21 protein-coding genes are annotated in these 21,948 nt (G+C 75.4%); 7 read left to right on the top strand and 14 right to left on the bottom strand.

Translation table 11 applies throughout. The annotated features are described in order from the left end of the window. Positions 1 to 37: 37 nt before the first annotated feature. Both ET526_RS00225 and ET526_RS00230 read right to left on the bottom strand, forming a co-directional pair. Complete coding sequence (locus tag ET526_RS00225; RefSeq protein WP_135465645.1) at positions 38 to 1,375, bottom strand: ammonium transporter; 1,338 nt, start codon at positions 1,373 to 1,375, stop codon at positions 38 to 40. 44 nt (positions 1,376 to 1,419) lie between these two features. Then, on the bottom strand, positions 1,420 to 1,758 hold the full coding sequence (locus ET526_RS00230) for a P-II family nitrogen regulator (RefSeq protein ID WP_135465646.1): 339 nt from the start codon (positions 1,756 to 1,758) through the stop codon (positions 1,420 to 1,422). A gap of 188 nt (positions 1,759 to 1,946) precedes the next feature. Here ET526_RS00230 and ET526_RS00235 point away from each other — a divergent pair, with 188 nt between their 5' ends. Together ET526_RS00235 and ET526_RS00240 are read left to right on the top strand one after the other, a co-directional pair. Beyond that, entirely contained in the window at positions 1,947 to 3,212 is a 1,266-nt protein-coding gene (locus tag ET526_RS00235) for an FAD-dependent monooxygenase (protein ID WP_135465647.1), read from the top strand. Then, positions 3,209 to 3,703, top strand: coding sequence for a YaiI/YqxD family protein (locus ET526_RS00240; protein ID WP_135465648.1), 495 nt, complete (start codon positions 3,209 to 3,211; stop codon positions 3,701 to 3,703). Before ET526_RS00235 ends, ET526_RS00240 begins: the two co-directional genes overlap by 4 nt. Before the next feature lie 115 nt (positions 3,704 to 3,818). Here the strand turns inward: ET526_RS00240 and htpX are convergent, their stop codons facing one another. Continuing rightward, the gene (gene htpX / locus ET526_RS00245; RefSeq protein ID WP_135465649.1) at positions 3,819 to 4,724 is read right to left on the bottom strand and encodes a zinc metalloprotease HtpX; all 906 of its coding nucleotides are present in this window, start codon (positions 4,722 to 4,724) and stop codon (positions 3,819 to 3,821) included. A 73-nt stretch (positions 4,725 to 4,797) separates the two neighbouring features. Here htpX and ET526_RS22580 point away from each other — a divergent pair, with 73 nt between their 5' ends. Next, positions 4,798 to 5,130, top strand: coding sequence for a succinate dehydrogenase assembly factor 4 (locus ET526_RS22580; protein ID WP_408869749.1), 333 nt, complete (start codon positions 4,798 to 4,800; stop codon positions 5,128 to 5,130). Positions 5,131 to 5,387: 257 nt separating this feature from the next. Here the strand turns inward: ET526_RS22580 and ET526_RS00255 are convergent, their stop codons facing one another. The 3 genes from ET526_RS00255 to ET526_RS00265 form a co-directional block, all read right to left on the bottom strand. Continuing rightward, the gene (locus ET526_RS00255) at positions 5,388 to 6,155 is read right to left on the bottom strand and encodes a competence/damage-inducible protein A (RefSeq protein ID WP_135465650.1); all 768 of its coding nucleotides are present in this window, start codon (positions 6,153 to 6,155) and stop codon (positions 5,388 to 5,390) included. Positions 6,156 to 6,240: 85 nt separating this feature from the next. Continuing rightward, the gene (locus ET526_RS00260; RefSeq protein WP_135465651.1) at positions 6,241 to 7,146 is read right to left on the bottom strand and encodes a YihY/virulence factor BrkB family protein; all 906 of its coding nucleotides are present in this window, start codon (positions 7,144 to 7,146) and stop codon (positions 6,241 to 6,243) included. 55 nt (positions 7,147 to 7,201) lie between these two features. Continuing rightward, a complete protein-coding gene (locus ET526_RS00265; protein ID WP_135465652.1) occupies positions 7,202 to 8,212 on the bottom strand; it encodes a bifunctional GNAT family N-acetyltransferase/(deoxy)nucleoside triphosphate pyrophosphohydrolase in 1,011 nt (336 codons plus the stop codon). A gap of 149 nt (positions 8,213 to 8,361) precedes the next feature. On the opposite strand from ET526_RS00265, the gene ET526_RS21160 reads away from it, so the two are divergent. From ET526_RS21160 to ET526_RS00280, 3 genes are all read left to right on the top strand, one after another. Continuing rightward, entirely contained in the window at positions 8,362 to 8,550 is a 189-nt protein-coding gene (locus ET526_RS21160) for a hypothetical protein (RefSeq protein ID WP_158295441.1), read from the top strand. A 274-nt stretch (positions 8,551 to 8,824) separates the two neighbouring features. Beyond that, positions 8,825 to 9,811, top strand: a complete 987-nt coding sequence (locus tag ET526_RS00275; protein WP_135465653.1) for an AEC family transporter — start codon at positions 8,825 to 8,827, stop codon at positions 9,809 to 9,811. Between the two features lie 70 nt (positions 9,812 to 9,881). Continuing rightward, on the top strand, positions 9,882 to 11,429 hold the full coding sequence (locus tag ET526_RS00280; RefSeq protein WP_135465654.1) for an ABC transporter substrate-binding protein: 1,548 nt from the start codon (positions 9,882 to 9,884) through the stop codon (positions 11,427 to 11,429). Positions 11,430 to 11,450: 21 nt separating this feature from the next. On the opposite strand, the gene ET526_RS00285 is transcribed toward ET526_RS00280, so the two are convergent. The 7 genes from ET526_RS00285 to ET526_RS21485 form a co-directional block, all read right to left on the bottom strand. Continuing rightward, on the bottom strand, positions 11,451 to 12,452 hold the full coding sequence (locus tag ET526_RS00285; protein WP_135465655.1) for an ABC transporter ATP-binding protein: 1,002 nt from the start codon (positions 12,450 to 12,452) through the stop codon (positions 11,451 to 11,453). Beyond that, a complete protein-coding gene (locus ET526_RS00290) occupies positions 12,449 to 13,429 on the bottom strand; it encodes an ABC transporter ATP-binding protein (protein ID WP_135465656.1) in 981 nt (326 codons plus the stop codon). Before ET526_RS00290 ends, ET526_RS00285 begins: the two co-directional genes overlap by 4 nt. Next, positions 13,426 to 14,304 carry an ABC transporter permease gene (locus ET526_RS00295; protein ID WP_135465657.1) on the bottom strand — a complete coding sequence of 293 codons (879 nt, stop codon included), beginning with the start codon at positions 14,302 to 14,304 and terminating at the stop codon, positions 13,426 to 13,428. Before ET526_RS00295 ends, ET526_RS00290 begins: the two co-directional genes overlap by 4 nt. Next, positions 14,301 to 15,218: an ABC transporter permease gene (locus ET526_RS00300; RefSeq protein WP_135465658.1), complete on the bottom strand. Its 918-nt coding sequence runs from the start codon at positions 15,216 to 15,218 to the stop codon at positions 14,301 to 14,303. The genes ET526_RS00295 and ET526_RS00300 overlap by 4 nt, the downstream gene beginning before the upstream one ends. 99 nt (positions 15,219 to 15,317) lie before the next feature. Further along, positions 15,318 to 17,624, bottom strand: coding sequence for a PAS domain-containing protein (locus ET526_RS00305; RefSeq protein WP_135465659.1), 2,307 nt, complete (start codon positions 17,622 to 17,624; stop codon positions 15,318 to 15,320). A gap of 504 nt (positions 17,625 to 18,128) precedes the next feature. Beyond that, on the bottom strand, positions 18,129 to 19,094 hold the full coding sequence (locus tag ET526_RS00310; RefSeq protein WP_275668620.1) for a tyrosine recombinase: 966 nt from the start codon (positions 19,092 to 19,094) through the stop codon (positions 18,129 to 18,131). Between the two features lie 5 nt (positions 19,095 to 19,099). After that, on the bottom strand, positions 19,100 to 19,246 hold the full coding sequence (locus ET526_RS21485) for a hypothetical protein (RefSeq protein ID WP_192898636.1): 147 nt from the start codon (positions 19,244 to 19,246) through the stop codon (positions 19,100 to 19,102). A gap of 51 nt (positions 19,247 to 19,297) precedes the next feature. Here ET526_RS21485 and aroB point away from each other — a divergent pair, with 51 nt between their 5' ends. Continuing rightward, positions 19,298 to 21,007, top strand: coding sequence for a 3-dehydroquinate synthase (gene aroB, locus ET526_RS00315; protein ID WP_275668621.1), 1,710 nt, complete (start codon positions 19,298 to 19,300; stop codon positions 21,005 to 21,007). 61 nt (positions 21,008 to 21,068) lie between these two features. Here aroB and panB read toward each other — a convergent pair whose 3' ends face one another. Further along, positions 21,069 to 21,890, bottom strand: a complete 822-nt coding sequence (gene panB, locus ET526_RS00320; RefSeq protein WP_135465662.1) for a 3-methyl-2-oxobutanoate hydroxymethyltransferase — start codon at positions 21,888 to 21,890, stop codon at positions 21,069 to 21,071. Positions 21,891 to 21,948: the final 58 nt, after the last annotated feature.

Here is a 21,948-nt window from a genome sequence, read left to right on the forward strand (position 1 = left end):
CGGCGCGGGCGGGGCCCGGCCCCCGCCCGCGGCGGCCTCAGGCCAGGCGCTCGCCGTGCTGCGTCACGTCGAGGCCCTCGCGCTCCTCCTCCTCGGCGACGCGCAGGCCGACGACGAGGTCGGTCAGCTTGAGGAGGACGAAGGTGGCGACGGCGGTGAAGGCGAACACGGCCGCCGTCGCGTAGAGCTGCAGCAGGAACTGGCCGAGCGACCCCGCCGTGCCGGGATCGGTCCCGGAGGCGGAGAGCGGGGCATAAGCGAAGATGCCGACCAGCAGGCTGCCGACGATGCCGCACACGCCGTGCACGCCGAAGGCGTCGAGGCTGTCGTCGTAGCCGCACATCTTCTTCAGCGCGGTCGCGCCCCAGAACCCGGCGAGGCCCCCGACCGCGCCGATGATCAGCGCCGGCATCGGCAGCACGAAGCCCGCCGCCGGGGTGATGGCGACGAGGCCCGAGATGGCGCCGGAGATGGCGCCGAGCACGCTCGGCTTGCCCTTGGTCGCCCACTCCGCGAACATCCAGGAGAGCGTGGCGGCGGCGGCGGCGATCTGCGTCACCAGCATGGCCATGGCGGCGCCCGCCCCGGCCTCCAGCGCCGAGCCGGCGTTGAAGCCGAACCAGCCGACCCACAGCATCGAGGCGCCGATGACGGCGAGGGTGAGGTTGTAGGGCGCCATGTTCTCGCTGCCATAGCCCGTGCGCCTGCCGAGCACGATGGCGGCGACCAGGCCGGCCACCCCGGCGTTGATGTGCACCACCGTGCCGCCCGCGAAGTCGAGCGCGCCGAGCGCATAGATCCAGCCGTTCGGGTGCCACACCCAGTGTGCCACCGGGGCGTAGACCAGCAGCGACCACAGCACGCAGAAGACGAGCAGCGCGCTGAACTTCATGCGGTCGGCGAAGGCCCCGGTGATCAGCGCCGGCGTGATGATCGCGAAGGTCATCTGGAACATCACGAACACCGATTCCGGGATGGTGGCCGGGTCCTCGCCCTCCATCATCACGAAGGGCTGGTCCCAGCGCTCCGCGAGGCCGGAGAGGAACAGGCGGGAGAGGTCGCCGATGAAGGCGTTGCCCGGTCCGAAGGCGAGGCTGTAGCCCGCCACCATCCACACGATCGAGACCAGGGCGCAGATGGTGAAGCTCTGCATCATGGTGGCGAGCACGTTCTTCTTGCGCACCATGCCGGCGTAGAACAGCGCCAGGCCGGGGATGGTCATCATCAGCACCAGCGCCGTGGCGGTCAGCATCCAGGCGGTGTCGCCGGCGCTGATGGCGGGCAGGGCGGCCGGCGCCGCCTCCTGCGCCATGGCGGGCAGGGCGGCGAGCGGCGTTGCCGCCGCCACCGCTGCGAGGCGAGCGGGTTTCCTCATGCGTATTGTCCCCTTTGCGTTGGCCCGAGGGCGTGAGGGCGCGCTCACAGCGCGGCCCGGTCGGTCTCGCCGGTGCGGATGCGCAGGGCGCGCTCCACGTCCAGCACGAAGATCTTGCCGTCGCCGATCTTCTCGGTGCGCGCGGCGCGGGCGATGGCCTCCACCACCCCGTCCACGAGTTCCGCGGGCACCACCACCTCGATCTTCACCTTGGGCAGGAAGCTCACCTGGTATTCCGCGCCCCGGTAGATCTCGGTCTGTCCCTTCTGGCGGCCGAAGCCCTTCACCTCGGTCACCGTCAGCCCCTGCACGCCGAGCGGGGTGAGCGCCTCGCGCACCTCGTCGAGCTTGAAGGGCTTGATGAACGCCATCACCAGCTTCATCGGACCCCCGATCCTCTCGTGTCCGGGAGGGTCTTTGCGAATCCCGTGCCACAATCGGTCTGCAGGAAGGTTCGTGCTGGCAGCCGCATAGATTCGCCTTAAAAATAGGCATTGCCTAGAAAGTAGGCATATGGATCGCGCCGCCACCGCCTGTGGACCAGCACCGCCGCCCCTGGCATGCAGCGCGGATGACGAGAACCCTCGAGGTCGCCGCCTGCATCGTCGGCGCCGGGCCGGTCGGCGCCACCCTCGCCGCCACCCTCGCCGCCGCGGACCTGCCGGTCGCGGTGGTGGACAGCGCCCCCCTGCCGCCCATGGAGCTGCCGGAATTCGACGGCCGCGCCTATGCCATCGCCCTCACCTCCAAGCGCCTGCTCGACGCCGCCGGGGTGTGGGAGCACCTGCCCGCGCCCCCCTGCCCGATCCTGGAGATCCGCGTCGCCGACGGCCGCCCGGGCGAGCCCGCCTCCCGCCTGCATCTCCACTGGCGGGCGGCGGAGGTCTCGGAGGAGCCCTTCGGCTACATGGTCGAGGCGCGCGCGCTCCGCGTGGCGCTGAACGCCCGTCTGCCGCGGATGGCGAACCTCGCCGTCTTCGCCCCCGCCCGCGCCGAGGCCGAGCGGCGCGCCGAGGGGGCGGTGGTGCGCCTCTCCACCGGGGAGGAGATCCGCGCCCGCCTGGTGGTCGCCGCCGAGGGGCGCAACAGCCCGCTGCGCCGCCAGGCCGGCATCCGCGCCGCCACCCTCGACTATCGCCAGATCGGCATGGTCGGCGCCTTCGCCCATGAGCGCCCGCACCGCAACGTGGCGCTGGAGCAGTTCCTGCCGAACGGGCCCTTCGCCCAGCTTCCGCTCTCCGGGCCAGGGGGCTTCGGCACCGCCACCCTGCCACACGCCTCCGCCTTCGTCTGGGCGGACCGGACCGAGATCGCGCAGCGCATGCTGGCGCTCCCCGACGTCGCCTTCGGGCGCGAGCTGCGCCGGCGCCTCGGCGAGCATCTGGGGGAGATCCGCCCGATCGGGCGGCGCTGGTCCTACCCGCTCTCGGCGCTTCACGTCTCGCGCTGGTGGGACACCCGCCTCGCGCTGGTGGGCGATGCGGCGCACGGCGTGCACCCGATCGCCGGCCAGGGGCTCAACCTCGGCTTCCGCGACGTCGCGGCGCTGGCCGAGGAGGTGATCGCCGCCTGGAACGGCGGCGGCGATCCCGGCGCGCCGGAGGTGCTGGCGCGCTACCAGGCGCGGCGGCGCGGCGACACGCTGCTGATGCTCTCCGGCATGCATGCGCTGGAGCGGCTGTTCGGCAACGACATCGCGCCGGTGCGCTGGGCGCGCCGCCTCGGCATCGCCGCGGTGGACCGGCTGCCGGGGCTCAAGCGCGCCTTCGCCCGGCAGGCGATGGGGCTGACGCCGGGGGTGACAGGGCTGCTGGCCGGGCAGAGGCTGCGCAGATGACCACCATCCACGTGGACGGCGATGCCTGCCCGGTGCGCGAGGAGGTGTTCCGCGTCGCCACCCGCCTCGACGTGCCGGTGGTGGTGGTCAGCAACGGCGCCCGTTCCGCCCGCCCGCCCGGCCTGCCGAAGGTGCGCCTGGTGGTCGTGGCCGAGGGCGCGGACGCGGCCGACGACTGGATCGCGGCGCGGATCGGCCGCGGCGATGTCTGCGTCACCGCCGACATCCCGCTCGCCGCCCGCTGCCTGGAGAAGGGCGCCCGCGCCCTCTCCCCGCGCGGCCGGCCCTGGACCCCGGACAACATCGGCGGCGCGCTGGCGGGGCGGGAGGTGGCGCGGGCGCTGCGCGAGGCCGGCGCCGCCACCGGCGGCCCGGCGCCGCTGACGCGGGCGGACCGCGCGCGCTTCCTCTCGGCGCTGGACGCGATGGTGCAGGCGGCGCGGCGGGATGCGGCGGCGCCGCCGCCCCGGCCCTGGGTGGCCTTCGAGTGAGGTCCGCCGGCGGGAGCCGGTTCCGCCCGGCCGCGCCCGCGGCAACGGTCCCGGCCCGTCGCCTGCGGAGCGAAAGCGTCGTGCTTCCGGCGTTTCCGCCCTCCGCGATCCGCTTCTACGCCCAGGGGTTGCGCGCGCCGCCGCGGGGCATGGCGGCGCGGGGCGGCGCGGCAGGCGGGGCCAGCGCCATCAGGCGGCGGATCCGCTCCTCGGTCGGGGGGTGGGTGGCGAACAGGCTGTCCAGCCGGAAGCCGGAGAGCGGGTTGACGATGAACAGGTGCGCCGTGGCCGGGTTGGCCTCCGCCGTCTCATTCACGATGCCGCGCTTGTAGTGCTCGAGCTTCTGCAGCGCGGAGGCGAGCCAGCGCGGGTCGCCGCAGATCTCCGCCCCCAGCCGGTCCGCCTCGTATTCGCGGGAGCGGCTGATCGCCATCTGCACCAGCATCGCCGCCAGCGGCCCCACGATCAGCAGCAGGATCAGCCCGATCGGGCCGAACGGGTTCTGCCGCCCGTCCGTACCGCGCCCGCCGAACAAAAAGCCGAACTGCGCCAGCATGCCGATCGCGCCCGCAAGCGTCGCGGTGATGGTCATGATCAGCGTGTCGCGGTTTTTGATGTGGGCGAGCTCGTGCGCCACCACGCCGGCCACCTCCTCCTCGGTCATCAGGTCGAGCAGGCCGGTGTTGAGCGCGACCGCGCCCTTCTCCGGGCTGCGGCCGGTGGCGAAGGCGTTGGGCTGCGCCTCGTGGATCACGTAGAGGGCGGGCATGGGCAGCCCGGCGCGGGAGGCCAGGGTCTGCACCATCTGGTAGAGCCGGGGCGCCCGCTCGGGCGCGATCGGCTCGGCGTTGTGCATGGACAGCACCACCCGGTCGCTGTTCCACCACGCCCAGAGGTTGGTGCCGCAGGCGAGCAGGAAGGCGATCACCATGCCCTGCTCGCCGCCGATGGCATAGCCGATGCCGACGAACAGCGCGGTGAGCACCGCCAGCAGCAGCGCGGTGCGGAAATAGCCTGACATCGCTCGCCGAACCTCCTCCTCGCCGCCTGCGCGGGGCTGGCGGGACGCCCCGCCGCATCCCCAGATGAGCGGCATGACCCAGAGCAGACAAGGGGCCGACGCGGCCGCCCTTCCCGATCCCGCCGGCGTGATGGCAGGCCAGGTGCCGATCTCGCCCAACGACCCCCCGCCCCCCGTGCCGCCCTCCCCGCCGGCGCCTCCCGGCCCCGACGAGCCCGACGCGCCGATCGAGGACCCGCCCGGCCCGGGCGCCCCGAGCCCTGACGAGCCCGACGCGCCGCCGGTGGGCGACCCGCCTTCCGCGCCGCCGGTGCGGATGGCGCCACGGGAGATCGGCGGCCCCGCCGGGCCGGAGCCGACCCGCTACGGCGACTGGGAGCGCAAGGGTCGCGTCAGCGACTTCTGACCTCGGGCCTTGCGGATCGTGGCCGCTCCGCCCCGGGACGCCGGCGGGCGCAGGGCGGCCCGCGCCGGTTGGCGATTCGTTCGCGCGACTCGGGCCAGGGATCTGGAATCGCACGGCCTGGCCGTCGGGGCGGCGGCGCGCCGGTTCCCTTTCCGTTCCTAGGGGGCGGCATGTCTTCCCGGCCGGGGAGGAGGTTCGCATCAACGCCCCGGACCCGCGATGCCGGGCGCGCGGCGGGGGCGCTGTCCGTGCCCTGCCTATTCCGGCTCGCCCTCGACCGGCATGTGCCCGCAGGCGCGGATGAAGATGGCGATGTCGCGCGCCGCCTCCTCCACCGCCGCCGCGTCGGTGCCCTTGGCGACCAGCACCACGCCGTTGCCCTGGGCGCGGTAGAAGGGGTAGCTGCCGATCTCGGTCTGCGGATACCGCGCCTGGATGTGCGCGAGGCCCTCGGCGATGCGCCCCTCGGCCAGGCCGTGCGCGTGCACGCTGCGCGCATGGACGGGGGCGCCGCCCTTCAGCTCGGGCGCCAGCGCCTCGAACATCGCCTGGCAGATGCGCGGCACCCCGGCCAGCACGTGCACGTTGCCGATGGTGAAGCCGGGTGCGATGGAGATGACGTTGGCGATCAGCCGGGCGCCGCGCGGCATGGTCGCCATGCGCTGCCGCGCCGCATTGAAGTCGCCCGGCGGGGTCATGGAGGCGTAGTGGCGCTGCAGCCTCTCCCACGCCTCCGGGTGCGGTTCCCAGGGCACGCCGAAGGCCTCGGCGACGCACTCGCTGGTGATGTCGTCATGGGTGGGGCCGATGCCGCCGGTGGTGAAGACGTGGTCGTAGCGGGCCCGCACCTCGTTGAGGGTGGCGACGATCACCTCCCGCACGTCCGGGATCACCCGCGCCTCGCGCAGCGGGATGCCGATCTCGCCGAGGCGCCGCGCCAGATAGGCGAGGTTGGCGTCCTGGGTGCGGCCCGAGAGGATCTCGTTGCCGATGATCAGCAGGCAGGCGGTCGGGTTCGCGCTCATGCGGCCTCCTCGCGGGCGGGCGGTGCCGTGCCCCGCCCGCCGCCCTCGCCGGCAAGGATAGCGCGCGGGCGGGGCGCGGCCAGCCTCAGCCCTGCCGCTCCTCCTCCGCCGCCTCCTCGCGGGCGCGCAGCGCGCGCTTCATCGGGTCCTCCCGCCCCAGCGCGCGCTCCTGGCGGAGGGCGTTCACCTCCGCCCCCGCCAGCACCGCGAGGGCGGTGAGGTAGAACCACAGCATCAGCACCACCGCGCCGCCGAGGGAGCCGTAGAACACCCCGAAGCCGCGCGCGTGGGAGACGTAGAGCGACAGCCCGGCGGAGGCGAGGAGCCAGAGCAGCGTCGCCGCCAGCGTGCCCCAGGAGGCCCAGAGGCGCTGCGGCCGCCTGCGGCTCGGCGCGTAGGTGTAGAGCGCGCCGATGCCGAGCGCGAAGAGCAGGATCAGGGCCGGCCAGCGCAGGAAGCCCACCGCCTCCGCCAGCCCCCCGCCGACGCGGCCGGCGAGCAGCGGCGGCAGCGCGATCAGCGCCAGGGAGAGGATCAGCAGCGCCAGCGCGGCGAGCGCGATCGCAACGGCCACCGCCTCGCGCCACAGCCAGCTCCGCCGCTCCGCCTCGTCATAGACGATGTTGAGGGCGGTCAGCAGCCCGCTCGCCGCGCGCTGCGCCGCCCACAGCACCACGGCGAGGTTCAGCGCGAGGCCGACGCCGAGGCCGAAGCCCTGGGGCACGGCGGTGACGAACTCCACCAGCAGCGCCACCGCGTCGTCGTCGGCGAGCAGCCGCTCCGCCCCCTCCTCCACCGGTCCGCGCAGCGCCTCGAGGTCGGCGACCATGCCCCAGAGCGCCGCCGCGGCGGCGAGCGCGGGCAGGACGCCGAACATGGCGTGGAAGGCCAGGGCGGCCGCGGCCGTCTGGGTGTGGTCGCTGAACACCTCGGCCAGGAATTCGCGCAGGGGCTGGCGCCGCCTCGCCCCCCTCTCCGGTTCGTCCGCCATGCGGCCCTCCCAACCACCCTGGCACTGGCGCGCAACGCCGCCGGGGCGGGCCGGATCAGAGGAAATCCCGCAGCATCGCCACCAGCGGCCGGTCGGCCGGCGGCATCGGGTAGTCGGCGAGCCGCTGCGGCCGCACCCAGGCGAGCGCTTGGCCCTCCACCGCGCGTACCGTCCCGCCCCAGCGGCGGCAGAGGTAGAGCGGCATCAGCAGGTGGAAGGCCTCGTGCCGGTGCGAGGCGAAGGTGAAGGGGGCGAGGCAGCTTTCCGACACGTCGATGTCGAGCTCCTCCTTCAGCTCGCGGATCAGCGCCGCCTCCGGCGTCTCGCCCGGCTGCACCTTGCCGCCGGGGAACTCCCACAGGCCCGCCAGCGGCTTGCCCTCCGGCCGGCGGGCCAGCAGCACCCGCCCCTCGGCATCCACCAGGGCGCAGGCGGCGACCAGCAGCACCGGCGGCCCCGCCCCCGCCGGCGCCTCCGCCGGCGGCGGGGGGGTGCCGGTCAGCTCCTCCCGCCCGCCGAGGAAGAGGCGCACCGGCATCGGCCCGCCGCGGGAGAGGTATTCCTGCACCCCCTCCCCCGCCTCGCGGAAGCCGAGGCGGCGCAGCACGGCGGCGGAGCGGTGGTTGTCCTGCAGCACGCTGGCGCGGATGCGCTCGATCGGGAGGTTGGCGAGGCCCCAGCGGGCGAGGCGGCCCGCCGCCTCCGGCGCCACGCCATGCCCCCAGTAGCGCCGGCCCACCCAGTAGCCGAGCTCCGCCTCCCGCGCCCCGCCCTCCCGGGCGCGGAGGAGGGTGAGGCCGACGCAGCCGATCAGCACCTCCTCCCCCCGCTCCTCGCCGACGATGGCGAGGTGCCAGGCCTCCCCGGCCGCGATCCGCGCCCAGGTCGAGGCGATCCACTCGCCGGCGAGTTCGCGCGGATAGGGGAAGGGCACGCGGGCGAGGGTCTTCGCCACCTCCCAGTCGTTCACCAGGCGGTGCAGCGCGGCCGCGTCCTCGGCGCGCAGCGGGCGCAGCGCCAGCCGCTCGGTCCTGAGCGGCGGGAAATCGGGCGGGGAGGCGGTCACGGGCGCGGCACCTCGGCGCGGCAGGGGCAGCGCATGGATGGGCAGCCGCCTCCGCCTGTCAACGCGCCGGCCCCGCTCCCGAAGCCGTGGGGTGAACCCGGGGGAGCCTCATGCGCTTAGGCGCCCGTCGTAACTGTTCTGAGGTTCGCATGTCCGCCATCCGCTTCCTGCTTCCCGCCCTCCTGGTGTTCGGCCTCGCCGCCTGCCAGCAGCCCGGCCCCGCCGAGCGCGCCGGGCGCTCCATAGACCGCGCCGCCGAGCAGGTGCGCGACACCGTGGACCCGCCCCGCGGCCCCGCCCAGCGCCTCGGCCGCGACATCGACCGCGCGACGCGCTGACCCGCGGCCGGCGGGGAGCGGCGCCGCGGGGGCCTGCGGCATGATCCCCGCCGCGGGATCATGCTTCGGGCCTTGGCCGGGCGACCTGTCACCGCCCCGGCGCTGCCGCCTCCGCGGATCGGGCGATCGCGTTGGGCGGCGGTTCACCGCTCCGGCGCTGCCGCCTCCGCGGATCGGGTGATCGCGTTGGGCGGCCGATTCACCGCTCCGGCGCTGCCGCCTCCGCGGATCGGGCGCCGGCGCCGCGCCCCCGCGCGGGGGCGGTGCGTGGCCGGTGCCGGGCACCCATGCGGCGCCGGTCGTTCCGCGCCGGCGCAATCCGCCCTATCGTCCCGCCGTGGCGGCCGTCCTTTCCCTGTGCCTGCCGATCTTCGCGGTCATCGGGCTCGGCTGGCTGGCCACGCGCGCGCGGCTGGTGCCGCCGGTGATGGTGGAGGCGGTCGGGGCCTTCGCCTTCCTCTTCGCCCTGCCGGCGCTGCTGCTGCGGCTGATCGCCGCGCAGCCGCTCGGCGAGATCTTCGATCCCCGCTTCTTCGCGGGCTATCTCGGCGCCTGCCTCCTCGTGTTCTTCGCGGTCATGGCGGCGGCGCTGCCCGCGGGGCGCGGCCGCCCCGCCGCCGCCGGACTCGGCGTGGCGGCGGCCTTCGGCAATGTCGGCTATCTCGGTCCGCCGCTGCTGCTCTCGCTGATGGGGGAGCGCGTCTCCGGCCCCCTCGCCATGGCGATCATGGCCGAGGTGACGGTGGTGCTGCTGCTGGGCGACCTGCTGATGGCGCGCCGCGCCGCCGGGGAGGGGCCGCTGCGCCGGGCGCTGCGGGCGCTCGCCGTGAACCCGGTGATCCTGGCGATCCTGCTCGGCGCCGCCCTCGGCGCGACGGGCACGGCGCTGCCGGAGCCGGCGGACCGCTTCCTCGGCTTCCTCGGCGCCGCGGCAGGGCCGACGGCGCTGTTCGCGCTCGGCGGCACGCTCGGACGGCTGCGCTTCCGGCGGCGGCTGCTGGCGCTGGCGGCGGCGGTCTCGGTGGCGAAGCTCGGCCTCTATCCGCTGCTGGCCTGGCTGGTGCTGGGCGGGCTGCTCGGCCTCGACCCGCTCTGGGTCGCCGCCGGCACGCTGCTGGCGGCGCTGCCGATCGCCAGCAACGCCTTCATCCTGGCGCAGCGCCACGAGGTGGGGACGGAGGAGGTCTCGGCGGCGGTGCTGCTCTCCACCGTCATGGCGGTGGCCTCCTTCCCGCTCATCGCCTGGCTGCTCGCGCGCTGAGGCGGGCCGCGCTTGCGGCCGCCCCTTTCCCTGTTCCACTGTGCCGCCACCGAGGACGGAGGACAGGACCATGGCGATCGGGCGGCGCGGACTGGGCATCGCGGCGGCGGGCGGGCTCGCCCTGCCGGCGCTGCTGGGCGGCGGGGCGCGGCGGGCCGCGGCGCAGCGCAACGCGGACACGCTGCGCGTGGTGTTCCGCGACGCCGTGCCGAACATCGACCCCTACTACAACAGCCAGCGCACCGGGCTGATCCTCGGCCACCAGGCGATGGACGGGCTGGTGCACCGCGACCCGGAGAGCTTCGACATCGTCCCCGCCCTGGCGACCGAATGGCGCTGGGTGGACGGCATGACGCTGGAGTTCGAGACCCGGCGGGGCGTGAAGTTCCACGACGGCAGCGAGTTCGGCCCGGACGACGTGGTCTACACGCTGAACACCGTCTCGAGCCCCGAGAGCCGGGTGGCGACGCCGAGCAACTACGCCTGGATCGAGAAAGCGGAGAAGACCGGAGAGCGCCGGGTGCGCGTGCACCTGAAACGGCCGACGCCCGCGGCCCTCGAATACCTCGCCCTGGTCACGCCGATCTGGCCGAGCCAGTACCGGGAGCGCGTGGGGCCCGAGGGCTTCTCCCGCGCCCCGGTCTCGACCGGCCCCTACCGCATCACGCGCGTGGATACCGCCTCCATCGTCGAGTACGAGCGCTTCGACGGCTACTACGAGGGCGGGCCGAAGGGCCGCCCGGCGATCCGCCGCATGACCGCGCGCTTCGTCCCCGACGCGGCGACGGAGCTGACCGAGCTGCTCTCCGGCCGGGTGGACTGGATCTGGAACATGAACCCGGACCAGATCGACAACGTGAACCGGATGCCGACGCTGCGCTCGGTGCGCCAGGAATCCATGCGCGTCGGCTACCTGCTGCCGGACGCCGCCGGGCGCAGCGGCGCCGACAACCCGATGACGAAGCTGAAGGTGCGGCAGGCGATCTTCCACGCCATAGACCGCCAGGCGATCGCCGAGCGGCTGGTCGGCGGCGGCTCCCGCGTGCCCGACACGCCCTGCTACCCGAGCCAGTTCGGCTGCGACGCCGAGGCGGCGGTGCGCTACGAGTACGACCCCGCCAAGGCGCGCCGGCTGCTGGCCGAGGCCGGTTACCCGAACGGCTTCGACGTGGAGCTGACCAGCTACGTGCAGCCGCGGCAGTGGTCGGAGGCGGTGCAGAACTACCTGCAGGCGGTCGGCATCCGCGCGCGGCTGAACCTGCTGCAGGTGGCGGCGCAGATCCAGCGCGCCTGGCGCGGCGAGCTGGCGCTGTCCATGGGAAGCTGGGGCAGCTACTCGGTCAACGACGTCTCGGCGATCCTGCCCAACTACTTCACCTTCGGGAACGACGACTATTCGCGCGACGAGGAGGTGAAGCGCCTGATCGAGGAGGGCGGGTCGAGCAACGACGAGGAGGTGCGCAGGCGCGCCTATTCCGCCGCGATCCGGCGGATCACCGAGCAGGCCTACTGGGTGCCACTGCACACCTACGTCAACACCTACGCCTTCTCCCGCCAGCTCGAATTCCAGCCCTGGCGGGACGAGCTGCCGCGCTTCTACCTGGCGCGCTGGCGCTGAGGGCGGGCTCGGGCGGGGGGCTCACGCCTCCTGCCGCAGCGCCTCGCGCGGGGCGGCGCCCGGCGCGGCGGGGTCGAGCAGGTGGCACTCCGCGAAGCCGCCCCCCGCCGCGGGCCAGGCGGCGGGCGCCTCCGCCGGGCAGCGGCCGAAGGCCTGCGGGCAGCGCGGATGGAAGCGGCAGCCGGGCGGGATGTTGGCCGGGTCGGGCAGGGTGTCGCCGAGGCCGACATCGGGCACGCCGAGGCCGGGCTCGGGCGTCAGCACGCTGGCGAGCAGCGCGCGCGTGTAGGGGTGGGCGGGGGCGCGGAACAGCGCCTCGGACTCGTTTCGCTCCACGATGCGGCCGAGATACATCACCGCCACCTCGCTCGCCACATGCTCCACCACCGCGAGGTTGTGGCTGATGAAGAGGTAGGTGAGGCCGAGGTCGCGCCGGAGTTCCGCCAGCAGGTTCAGGATCTGCGCCTGCACCGAGACGTCGAGCGCCGAGGTCGGCTCGTCGCAGACCACGATGCGCGGACGCAGCACCAGGGCGCGCGCGATCGCCACGCGCTGGCGCTGCCCGCCCGAGAGCTGCGCCGGGAAGCGCTCCCCCTGCTCCTGGCTGAGCCCGACGCGCTCCAGCATCTCGGCGACGCGGCGCGCGGCCTCGGCGGCCGGCACGCTGCCCTGGGCGACGAGCGGCATCGCCACGATGTCCTTCACCCGCCGCCTGGGATTGAGAGAGGCGAAGGGGTCCTGGAACACCGGCTGGATCAGCCGCGCGCGGGCACGGCGGTCCATCTCGGACAGGCGCCTGCCGTCCACCAGCACCTCGCCCTCGGTGGGCGGCAGCAGGCCGAGGATCAGGCGCGCGAGGGTGGACTTGCCGCAGCCGCTCTCCCCCACCACGCCGAGCACGCTGCCCGCCGGCACGGCGAAGGAGACGCCGTCCACCGCCACCACCTGGCGCGGCGGCGCGAACAGGCCCTGGCGCACGCGGAACACGCGGCGCAGGCCGCGCACCTCGATGGCGGCGGTCATGCCGCCCGCTCCCGCAGCGCCCAGTCGGGCGGCAGGGTGCAGAGGAATTCGTGCCCCGGCCCGGCCTCCTGGCGCGGCACCGCCTCGGCGCAGGCGGGGGCGGCGTGCGGGCAGCGGTCGCGGAAGGCGCAGCCGCGGAAGCCGGGCGGGATGCGCGGCACGACGCCGGGGATGCTGCCGAGCGGCTCGTCCCGCCGCACCTTGCCCGGCACCGGCACGCAGCGCAGCAGGCCGCGCGTGTAGGGGTGGCGGGGCGCGGCGAAGAGCTGCGCGGTCGGCGCGCTCTCCACCACCTCGCCGGCATACATCACGGAGACGCGGTCGGCGACGCGGGCGACGATGCCGAGATCATGCGTGATGAGCAGGATGCCGAGGCCCAGGTCGCGCTGCAGCCCGGCCAGCAGCCGCAGGATCTGCGCCTGCACGGTGACGTCGAGCGCGGTGGTCGGCTCGTCCGCCACCAAAAGCTCGGGGTCGCACATCAGCGCCATGGCGATCATCACCCGCTGGCGCAGCCCGCCCGAGAGCTGGTGCGGATACTGGCCGAGGCGCATCCCCGGTGCGGTGATGCCGACGCGCGCCAGCAGCTCCGCCGCCCGCTCCGCCGCCCGGGCGCGCGGCGCGCCGCGGTGGCGGCGCAGCACCTCCGTCATCTGCGAGCCGATGGTGTAGGCGGGGTTGAGGCTGGTCATCGGCTCCTGGAAGATCATCGCCATCCGGTCGCCGCGCAGGCGCGACATCTCCCGGTCCGAGAGGTGGCGGAGGTCCTGGCCGGCGAAGGAGAGCGCCTCCGCCTCCCGCCGCGCGCCGCGGGCGAGCAGGTTCATCACGGCGAGCGCGGTGACCGACTTGCCGCAGCCGCTCTCGCCCACCAGGCAGTGGGTCTCGCCCTTCTCGACCGAGAGCGAGGCGCCGCGCACCGCGGCGGTGCGGCCGCCGAAGGTGACGCGCAGGCCGCGGACCTCCAGCAGGCTCATCGCGCGTCCTGCGTGCCGAGCATGTCGCGCAGCCCGTCGCCCAGCAGGTTGATGCCGAAGACGAGGACGAACAGGGCGATGCCGGGGATCATGATCACCCAGGGGGAGAAGAACATGTAGTCCTTGGCCTCCGCGATCATCAGCCCCCAGGAGGGCAGCGGCGGCGGCACGCCGAGGCCGAGGAAGGACAGCGCCGCCTCCAGCAGGATGGCCAGCGCCATCTCCAGCGTCGCCACCACGGCGAGGTGGGTGGCGATGTTCGGCAGCACCTCCCGCCACAGGATGGCGGCGCGGGAGGCGCCGGCGCACCAGGCGGCGGCGACGTAGTCGAGGTTGCGCACCTGCATGGTGGTGGAGCGCGCCACCACCGCGAAGCGGTCCCACAGCAGCAGGCCGAGCACCAGGATCACCAGGGTGAAGCTGCTGCCCATCAGCCCGACCACGGCCAGCGCCACCAGCACCACCGGGATGGACAGGCGGCAGGTGATGACGAACAGCACCGCATCGTCCACCCGCCCGCCGAAGAACCCGCCGAGCACGCCGAGGGTGGTGCCGATCAGGCCCGAGGCGATGACGGTGGCGAGGCCGATCACCATGGAGATGCGCGCCCCGTAGACCAGCCGCGCCAGGTAGTCGCGCCCGAGCTGGTCGGTGCCGAGGGGGTGGGTCCAGCTTCCCCCCTCCATCCAGACCGGCACGGCAAGTCGGTTGCCGAGGTCCTGCGCGAAGGGGTCGTGCGGCACCAGGGAGGGGCCGAACACCGCGGCGAAGGCGACGAGCCCGACGATCAGCAGGCCGAGCGCGAGGCCGAGGGAGCGCAGCCAGCGCGGCGCGCCGCCCGCGGCGCCGGCCGGGACGAGGACGGCACCGCTCACGACGCGCGCAGCCTCGGGTCGAGGGCGGCGTTCAGCAGGTCGGCGAGCAGGGTGAGGCCGATGTAGATCAGCGCCAGCACCAGCACCACCGCCTGCACCACAGGGAAGTCGTTCTTGCTGATGCTCTCCCAGGCCAGGTAGCCGACGCCGTGCAGCGCGAACACCGTCTCGATCACGATCGAGCCGCCGAGCATGAAGCCGAGCTGCACCGCGGCGATCGAGACCACCGGGATCGCGGCGTTGCGCAGCGCGTGCTTGCCGAGGATGGAGAGGCGCGAGAGCCCCTTGGCGCGGGCGGTGCGGATGTAGTCCGAGGACAGCGCCTCGATCATGCCGCTGCGCGTCAGGCGCATCAGCGCCGGGATGGCGGAGAAGGCGAGCACGATCCCGGGCATCACGTAGTGCTCCCAGGAGCCGGTGCCCGAGATCGGCAGCCAGCCGAGCTGCAGGCCGAGCAGGATCATCAGCAGCAGGCCGAGCCAGAAGGAGGGCATGGCCTGGCCGACCAGCGCCACCAGCATCACGCCGCGGTCCACCCAGCTTCCCTCCCGCACCGCGGCCAGGATGCCGAGCGGGATCGAGACCAGGAGCGCGATGCCGAGCCCGACGAGGCCGAGCGTCAGCGTGATCGGCATGCGCTGCGCGATGAGGTCGGCGACGCGCTCGCGGAAGAAGTAGGAGGTGCCGAAATCGCCGACCGCGGCGCGGCCGACCCAGTCGAGATACTGCACCACCAGCGGCCGGTCGAGGCCGTAGGCGGCGCGGATCAGCGCCACGTCCTCCTGCGTCGCGTTGGGGCCGGCGATGGAGATGGCGAGATCGCCCGAGAGCCGCGTGAGCATGAAGCTCAGCGTCAGCACCGTCATCGCGACGAGGATCGCCACGGCGAGGCGGCGGAGGAGGAAGGTCAGCATGCGCGCGGGCCAGCCTAGAGCAGATCGCGGGGGGCTGGGAACCGGCCGGAGGCGCGGCCCCGCGCCCCGGGCGGGCGGCCACGGCCCGCGCGACGGCGGTCAGGCCAGCGCCGCCTCCGCCGCCGGCGCCCCGCCCTCCCGCTCCGCCAGCACGCGCGCGGCCGGCAGCGCGATGGCGCAGCAGAGCCCCTCCGGCTCCCAGCGCATCGTCACCTCGCCGCCGAGCTGGTGGCGGATCGTCGCCTCGACGACGCGGAAGCCGAAGCCCTGCCGGGCGGGCGGGCAGGCGGGCGGCCCCCCGCTCTCGCGCCAGAGCAGGTCGAGCCGGTCGAGGGCGGGGTCCAGCCGCCATTCCAGCGCCACCCGCCCCTCCGGCGCGGAAAGCGCGCCGTGCCGCAGGGCGTTCGTCGCCAGCTCGTGCAGCACCATGGCGAGCGGCTGCACGGCCGGCGCGGCCAGGGACAGCGCCGGCCCCTCCAGCCGCACCCTCGCGCCGGGGCAGGAGGCGAGCTCGCGCTCGGCCACCGCGCGCAGCTCCGCCCCGGTCCAGCCCGTGGCCGCGAGCAGCGTGTGCACCCGCGACAGCGCCGCCACCCGCCCCTCCACCGAGGCGATGAAGGCGGCCGGCGCGTCGCGCCGGGCCAGGCGCAGCACCGACTGCACCACGGCCAGCGCGTTCTTGGCGCGGTGGTCCACCTCGCGCGCGAGCAGGGCGCGGCGCCGCTCGGCCTCCCGCCGCTCGGTGACGTCCTGGGCGACGCCGGCGATGCGCAGCACCCGCCCGCTCGCGTGGTCGCGCTCGATCGGCGCGCCATGGGAGGCGATCCAGGCCCAGCCCCCCGGCGGGACGCGGCGGCGCACCCGGAACTCGCAGGCGAAGAGCGCCGCCTCGCCGCGCGCCACCGCCTCGAAGCGCGCCGCCACCCCGGCCCGGTCTTCGGGGTGGATGTTGGCCAGCCAGTCCTCGAGGCCGAACCCCTCGGGGGGCGGGGCGAGGATCGCCTCGTCCTCGCGGCCGTGGCGGCGGCCGCGGCCGGTGGGCAGGTCGAACTCCCAGGTGCTCAGCCGCGCCGCCTCCACCGCCAGGCGCAGGCGCTGCTCGCGCTCGGCCAGCGCCTGCGCGGCGCGGCGGCGCTCGTCCACGTCCTCGACCACGCCGACCCATTCGGCCGGCGCCCCGCCGGCCCCGGGCACCGGCACGCCGCGCGCGCGCACCCAGCTCCAGCCGCCGCGCACGGTGCGCACGCGGTATTCCAGATCCACCGGCCGGCCGGCGGCACGGGCCTCGGCCCAGGCGGCGATGGCGGCGGGGCGGTCCTCCGGGTGCAGCATGGCGAGCCAGCCATCGCCAACCAGCGCCCCGGCCGGCTGGCCGGTCAGCTCGGTCCAGCCCTCGGCCTCGCGGATCGCCCCGGAGGCGTCGCCGCGCCACAGCACCAGCGCCCCGGCCTCGGCCAGGGCGCGGTAGCGGCGCTCCTCCTCCGCCAGCCGGGCGATCGCCTGGTCCCGCTCCGCCAGCGCGGCGGCGAGCCGCTCGCCGAGCGCCGCCGCCTCCTCCAGGGCGGGCGCGGGCCCGTCGCCGCGCTCGGCCACGGCGAGGACGCCGAGGCGGTCGAATTCCCGCCGGATCCGTCCCGCCAGCAGCAGGGCGGCGCCGGCGCCGGCCAGCAGCATCAGGGCGGAGGCGATGGCGACCCAGCCGAGCGGGGCGTGCGGGCGGTGCGCCGCCCCGGCGAGCGGCAGCAGCACGACCTGGCCGCCGCGCGGCGCGCGGGCGAAGGCCAGGGCGGCGCCGGCGTGGCGGATCAGGCCCTCCTCTCCCGGACCGGGGCGCGGGAGGGGCGGCGGCGGGGCGCCGGGCAGGGCGGCGAGGAGGGCGCCGTGGCGGTCCAGCAGGGCGGCCCATGCTGCCCCGGCACCCCTCGCGCCGTCCTCCAGCGCGGCGAGGAGGCGCCGCTGCGGCAGCGTGGCGAGGAGGGCGCGGCCCGGCCGGAGTCCCGCCCGCTCCTCGTCCAGCGGCACCAGGATCTCCGCCCCCGGCTCCCCCCCGCCCTCCGCGGGCAGGAGCGGCGCCCCGTCCGGGCCGACCAGGCGGAGGGCGACGCCGCCAAGCGCCGCCGCCAGGGCGTGCATCTCGGCGGCGAAGGCCGCGTGGTCCTCCCGGCGCAGCGCGGCGGAGCCGGCGAGGGCGCGCAGCCCGGCCTCGATGCGGGCGAACTCGCCCTCCACCAGCAGCGCCGTCAGCCGCGCCTTGCCGAGCGCCTGCTCCTCCAGCCGTGCGCGGTATGCCTCCTGCGCCTGCCGGACCGCCCCCGCGGCGAGGAGGGAGAGGGGCAGGGCGATGGCTGCGGCCAGCAGGACGAGCCAGGTGCGGAGACTACCGGAAGGCTTTGCGGGCCGGGGCATCTGCACGTATCAGTAGATATATCTCAGTATAGCACTCGTATATCGTGCGTCAGCCTGACCTTCGCACACTTATTGCGAAAGAGTCATTAAAATCACGAATACGTGAACATACTTCGTCGCGGCAGCCCCCGGCCCGGCCACGTCAAGCCGGGATCCGCCGCCTGCGCCGGGCGCTTACAAGGCCCGCCCCCGCGGCGGAACCACGCGAACGGAGGCAGGCATGGTCCGGCTGCTGCGCAACCTCATTCTGCTCCGCGGCCTGTACGGGCTCTGGCGCCGCGCCCGGAGGCGGTAGGCAGGGCGGAGGGGTCGCCCGAGGCGCCTTCCCTTCGCCCCGGCTCGCGGGAATGCCCCGCGGCGTGATCCGCCCCGGAGCGGATCCCGCGCCGGTGGCCTCGCCTGAATGGGTGAAGAGGCTCGCACCTCCGAAGGCTGGAACCTTCGCCGCGAACGGGGGCGAACGGAAAACGCCCTGGAGCAGATCGCCGACGGCCGGAAACGGCTCTAGCCCGCCTCGGCCAGCGGGTGGTGCGCCTCCACCAGCGCACGCAGCCGCTCCTCGAGCACACGGGTGTAGATCTGGGTGGTCGCGATGTCGGCGTGGCCGAGCAGGATCTGCAGGCTGCGCAGGTCCGCGCCACGCGCCAGCAGGTGGCTGGCGAAGGAATGGCGCAGCGCATGCGGGCTGACGCGCTCGGGTGCGAGGCCGGCGGCGCGCGCCGCATCCTTCAGCAGCAGGCCGAGGCCCTGGCGGGTCATGTGGCCGGAGGCGCCGCGTGCGGGGAACAGCCAGCGCGGCCGCTCCTCCCCGCCCCTGCGGCGGCGGTCCGACAGCGCCGCGCGGGCCGCCGCCGCCGCCTCCCGTGCACGGCGCGAGATCGGCACCAGGCGCTCCCGCCCGCCCTTGCCGCGCACCGCGATCATCGGCTCCTCCGGCCGCAGCGCCGCGGCGGGCAGCGCCACCAGCTCGCTCGCCCGGAGGCCGCTGCAATAGAGCAGCTCCAGCGCCGCGACGGCGAGCGGGCCGCGATGGCCGGGCAGGCGCGCGGCGCCGGCGAGCAGCGCCTCCACCTCCGCCTCCGACAGCGCCCGGGGCAGGGCGGGCGGCGGGCGGGGGCCTTCCAGCAGGGCGGTCGGGTCCTCCGCTCGCACCCCCTCGCGCACCAGGAAGCGGAAGAATTGCCGCAGCGCGGAGAGCCGCCGCGCCGCCGTGCGCGGCTTCAGCCCGAGATCGGAAAGCCGCCCGAGATAGGCCGAGAGCGTCTCCGCGCCGGCCGCCACCGCGCCGCCCCGCGGCGCGGCGAAGGCGGCGAAGTCCTCGAGGTCGGCGCGGTAGGCGGCGAGCGTGTTCGGCGCCGCGCCGCGCTCCGCCGCCAGCATCTCGAGGAAGGCCTCGAGGTGCCGCTCTGCCGCCGCCTCCCGGCGTCCTGCCTGGCCCGGGCCGCCTGCGCCCGCCCGCGCGCGCCGCAACGGGGCTAACGCGTCTGGAACCGGTCGCTCGGCAGCACGCGCTCCACCGGCGTCGGCGTCACGGAAGGCGGGAAGGCGCCGACGGCGAGCAGCGCGACCGCGACCAGTCCCAGCAGGGCCGCGGCGGCAAGGACGACGGGGCGGCGGAACATCGGGGCGGGGCTCCCTCGCGCACGGGCGGCGGTGTGCTACCCTCCGTTCCCGTGTCACGCAACACCGCACAGGCCCCGCAGGCCGCCGGCAGCGGAACGGTTCCCGCCGCGGCGGAAGGGCCGCTCGCCGGCCGCAGCATCGTGCTCGTCGGCATGCCCGGCGCCGGCAAGTCCTCGATCGGGCGGCGCCTCGCGCTGCGCCTCGGCCTGCCCTTCCTCGACGCCGACCAGGAGATCGAGGCCGCCGCCGGCCTGCCCATCACCGAGATCTTCGCCCGCTACGGGGAGCCGCATTTCCGCGACGGCGAGCGCCGCGTCATCGCCCGCCTGCTCGCCGGTCCGCCGGTGGTGCTCGCCACCGGCGGCGGCGCCTTCGCCGACGCCGCGACGCGCGCCGCCATCCGCCGCAGCGGGGCGGTGACGGTCTGGCTGAAATGCCGCATGTCCACCCTGCTGCGCCGCGTCGCGGGGCGGGACCACCGGCCGATGTTCCTCAACGCCGATCCCGCCGCGGTGCTGGAGCGGCTGATGCGCACCCGCCACCCCTGCTACGCCGAGGCCGACATCGTGATCGCCTGCACCGACGAGAGCCCCGAGGGCACCACCCGCCGCGTGCAGGAGGCGCTCGCCGCCTGGCGCCCGCCCGCGCGCCTGCCCGTCCCCCTCGGCGAGCGCGGCTACGAGGTGGTGGTGGGCGAGGGGCTGCTGGCGCGCGCCGGCGGACTGCTCGCCCCCGTGCTGCCGGCGCGCCGCGCCGTCATCGTCACCGACGCGGCGGTGGCGCCGCTGCACCTGCCCGCGCTGCGCGCCGGGCTGGAGGAGGCGGGCTTCGCCATCCCCGCCTGCATCGCCGTCCCGCCCGGGGAGGCCAGCAAGGGCTTCGCCACGCTGCAGCGCGTGCTGGAGGAGATGCTGGCGGCGGGGGTGGAGCGGCGCACCGCCGTCGTCGCGCTGGGCGGGGGCGTGGTGGGCGACCTCGCCGGCTTCGCCGCCGCGGTGGCGCTGCGCGGCCTGCCCTTCGTGCAGGTGCCGACCACGCTGCTCGCCCAGGTGGATTCCAGCGTCGGCGGCAAGACGGGCGTGAACCTCGCCGCCGGGAAGAACCTGGTCGGCGCCTTCCACCAGCCGCGCATGGTGCTGGCCGACACCGCGACCCTCGCCACCCTGCCGCCGCGCGAGCTGCGCGCCGGCTACGCCGAGGTGGCGAAGCACGGCCTCCTTGCCGGCGAGGCGTTCTGGGCCTGGTGCGAGGCGCGGGGGGAGGCGCTGATCGGGGGCGACCGCGAGGCGCTGGCCCATGCGGTGCTGGAGAGCTGCCGCCTCAAGGCCGGCATCGTCGCCGCCGACGAGCGCGAGGAGAGCGCCGAGGGCGGGCGCGCCCTGCTCAACCTTGGCCACACCTTCGCCCACGCGCTGGAGGCGGAGTGCGGCTATTCCGGCGCGCTGCTGCACGGGGAGGCGGTGGCGGTGGGCCTTGGCCTCGCCGCCGCGCTCTCCGCGCGCCTCGGCCATTGCAGCCAGGAATGGCCGGGGCGCGTGATGGCGCATCTCGCCGCCTGCGGCCTGCCGGCGCGGCTCGGCGAGCTGGGGCGCGCATTCTCCGCCGCCGCGCTGCTCGCGCGCATGCGCAGGGACAAGAAGGTGCGCGACGGAAGCCTGCGCTTCGTGCTGCTGCGCGGCCCCGGCGAGGCCTTCACCGCCGCCGACGTGCCGGAGGAGGCGGTGGCGGCGCTGCTCCGCGAGGAGGGCTGCGCGGCCTGACGAGGGCGGCCGGCTCGCCGCTCCGGCGCGCCCGGCCGTCTCCGGCCCTGTGCGATCCGCCCTATCGCTGGCGCGGCGGGAAGCAGTGCTCCGGCCCGGGGAAGCGCCCCGTGCGCACATCCGCCGCGTAGGCCGCCGCCGCCTCGCCGATCGGCGCGGCGAGGTCGGCGTAGCGCTTCACGAAGCGCGGGGTGAAGTCGCGGAACAGCCCGAGCACGTCCTCGGTGACCAGGATCTGACCGTCGCAGGCGGCGGAGGCGCCGATGCCGATGGTCGGCACCGGGACCGCCGCGGTGATCCGCGCCGCCACCGGCTCCACCGTGCCCTCCAGCACCAGGGCGAAGGCGCCCGCCTCGGCCACCGCCGCGGCATCGGCCTGCACGCGCGCCGCCTCGTCCTCGGTGCGGCCGGTGGCACGGAAGCCGCCGGCGGCGTTCACCGCCTGCGGCATCAGCCCGACATGGCCGCAGACCGGGATGCCGCGCTCGACCAGGAAGCGGATGGTCGGCGCCATCTCGGCCCCGCCTTCCAGCTTCACGCCGTTCGCGCCGGTCTCGGCCAGCACGCGCGCGGCGTTGCGGAAGGCCTGCTCCGGGCTCTCCTGGTAGGTGCCGAAGGGCAGGTCCACGATGACGCAGGCGGTCTCCGCCCCGCGCACCACCGCGGCGCCGTGCGCGATCATCATCTCGAGCGTCACCGGCAGCGTGCTGCCGAGGCCGTAGACCACCATGCCGAGGGAATCGCCCACCAGCAGCAGGTCCACATGCGGGTCGAGCAGCCGCGCCATGGGCGTGGTGTAGGCGGTGAGGCAGACCAGCTTCTCGCCGCCCTTGCGGGCGCGGATCGCGGGGATGCCGCGCCTCCTGCGCGGGGATGTGTTCATGCGCTCCCTCTCCGGCCATGGGGCGGCGCGCAGCCAAGCGCCGGCGCGGCGGCGGGTC

This window comes from Crenalkalicoccus roseus, assembly GCF_004761865.1.
GTDB lineage: Bacteria > Pseudomonadota > Alphaproteobacteria > Acetobacterales > Acetobacteraceae > Crenalkalicoccus > Crenalkalicoccus roseus.

What these genes read in the sequence shown, in the direction of transcription:
- ET526_RS00225 (WP_135465645.1), bottom strand. Translation starts at nt 1,375, where the DNA reads ATGAGGAAACCCGCTCGCCTCGCAGCGGTGGCGGCGGCAACGCCGCTC.
- ET526_RS00230 (WP_135465646.1), bottom strand. Translation starts at nt 1,758, where the DNA reads ATGAAGCTGGTGATGGCGTTCATCAAGCCCTTCAAGCTCGACGAGGTG.
- ET526_RS00235 (WP_135465647.1), top strand. Translation starts at nt 1,947, where the DNA reads ATGACGAGAACCCTCGAGGTCGCCGCCTGCATCGTCGGCGCCGGGCCG.
- ET526_RS00240 (WP_135465648.1), top strand. Translation starts at nt 3,209, where the DNA reads ATGACCACCATCCACGTGGACGGCGATGCCTGCCCGGTGCGCGAGGAG.
- htpX (WP_135465649.1), bottom strand. Translation starts at nt 4,724, where the DNA reads ATGTCAGGCTATTTCCGCACCGCGCTGCTGCTGGCGGTGCTCACCGCG.
- ET526_RS22580 (WP_408869749.1), top strand. Translation starts at nt 4,798, where the DNA reads ATGACCCAGAGCAGACAAGGGGCCGACGCGGCCGCCCTTCCCGATCCC.
- ET526_RS00255 (WP_135465650.1), bottom strand. Translation starts at nt 6,155, where the DNA reads ATGAGCGCGAACCCGACCGCCTGCCTGCTGATCATCGGCAACGAGATC.
- ET526_RS00260 (WP_135465651.1), bottom strand. Translation starts at nt 7,146, where the DNA reads ATGGCGGACGAACCGGAGAGGGGGGCGAGGCGGCGCCAGCCCCTGCGC.
- ET526_RS21160 (WP_158295441.1), top strand. Translation starts at nt 8,362, where the DNA reads ATGTCCGCCATCCGCTTCCTGCTTCCCGCCCTCCTGGTGTTCGGCCTC.
- ET526_RS00280 (WP_135465654.1), top strand. Translation starts at nt 9,882, where the DNA reads ATGGCGATCGGGCGGCGCGGACTGGGCATCGCGGCGGCGGGCGGGCTC.
- ET526_RS00285 (WP_135465655.1), bottom strand. Translation starts at nt 12,452, where the DNA reads ATGACCGCCGCCATCGAGGTGCGCGGCCTGCGCCGCGTGTTCCGCGTG.
- ET526_RS00290 (WP_135465656.1), bottom strand. Translation starts at nt 13,429, where the DNA reads ATGAGCCTGCTGGAGGTCCGCGGCCTGCGCGTCACCTTCGGCGGCCGC.
- ET526_RS00300 (WP_135465658.1), bottom strand. Translation starts at nt 15,218, where the DNA reads ATGCTGACCTTCCTCCTCCGCCGCCTCGCCGTGGCGATCCTCGTCGCG.
- ET526_RS00305 (WP_135465659.1), bottom strand. Translation starts at nt 17,624, where the DNA reads ATGCCCCGGCCCGCAAAGCCTTCCGGTAGTCTCCGCACCTGGCTCGTC.
- ET526_RS21485 (WP_192898636.1), bottom strand. Translation starts at nt 19,246, where the DNA reads ATGTTCCGCCGCCCCGTCGTCCTTGCCGCCGCGGCCCTGCTGGGACTG.
- panB (WP_135465662.1), bottom strand. Translation starts at nt 21,890, where the DNA reads ATGAACACATCCCCGCGCAGGAGGCGCGGCATCCCCGCGATCCGCGCC.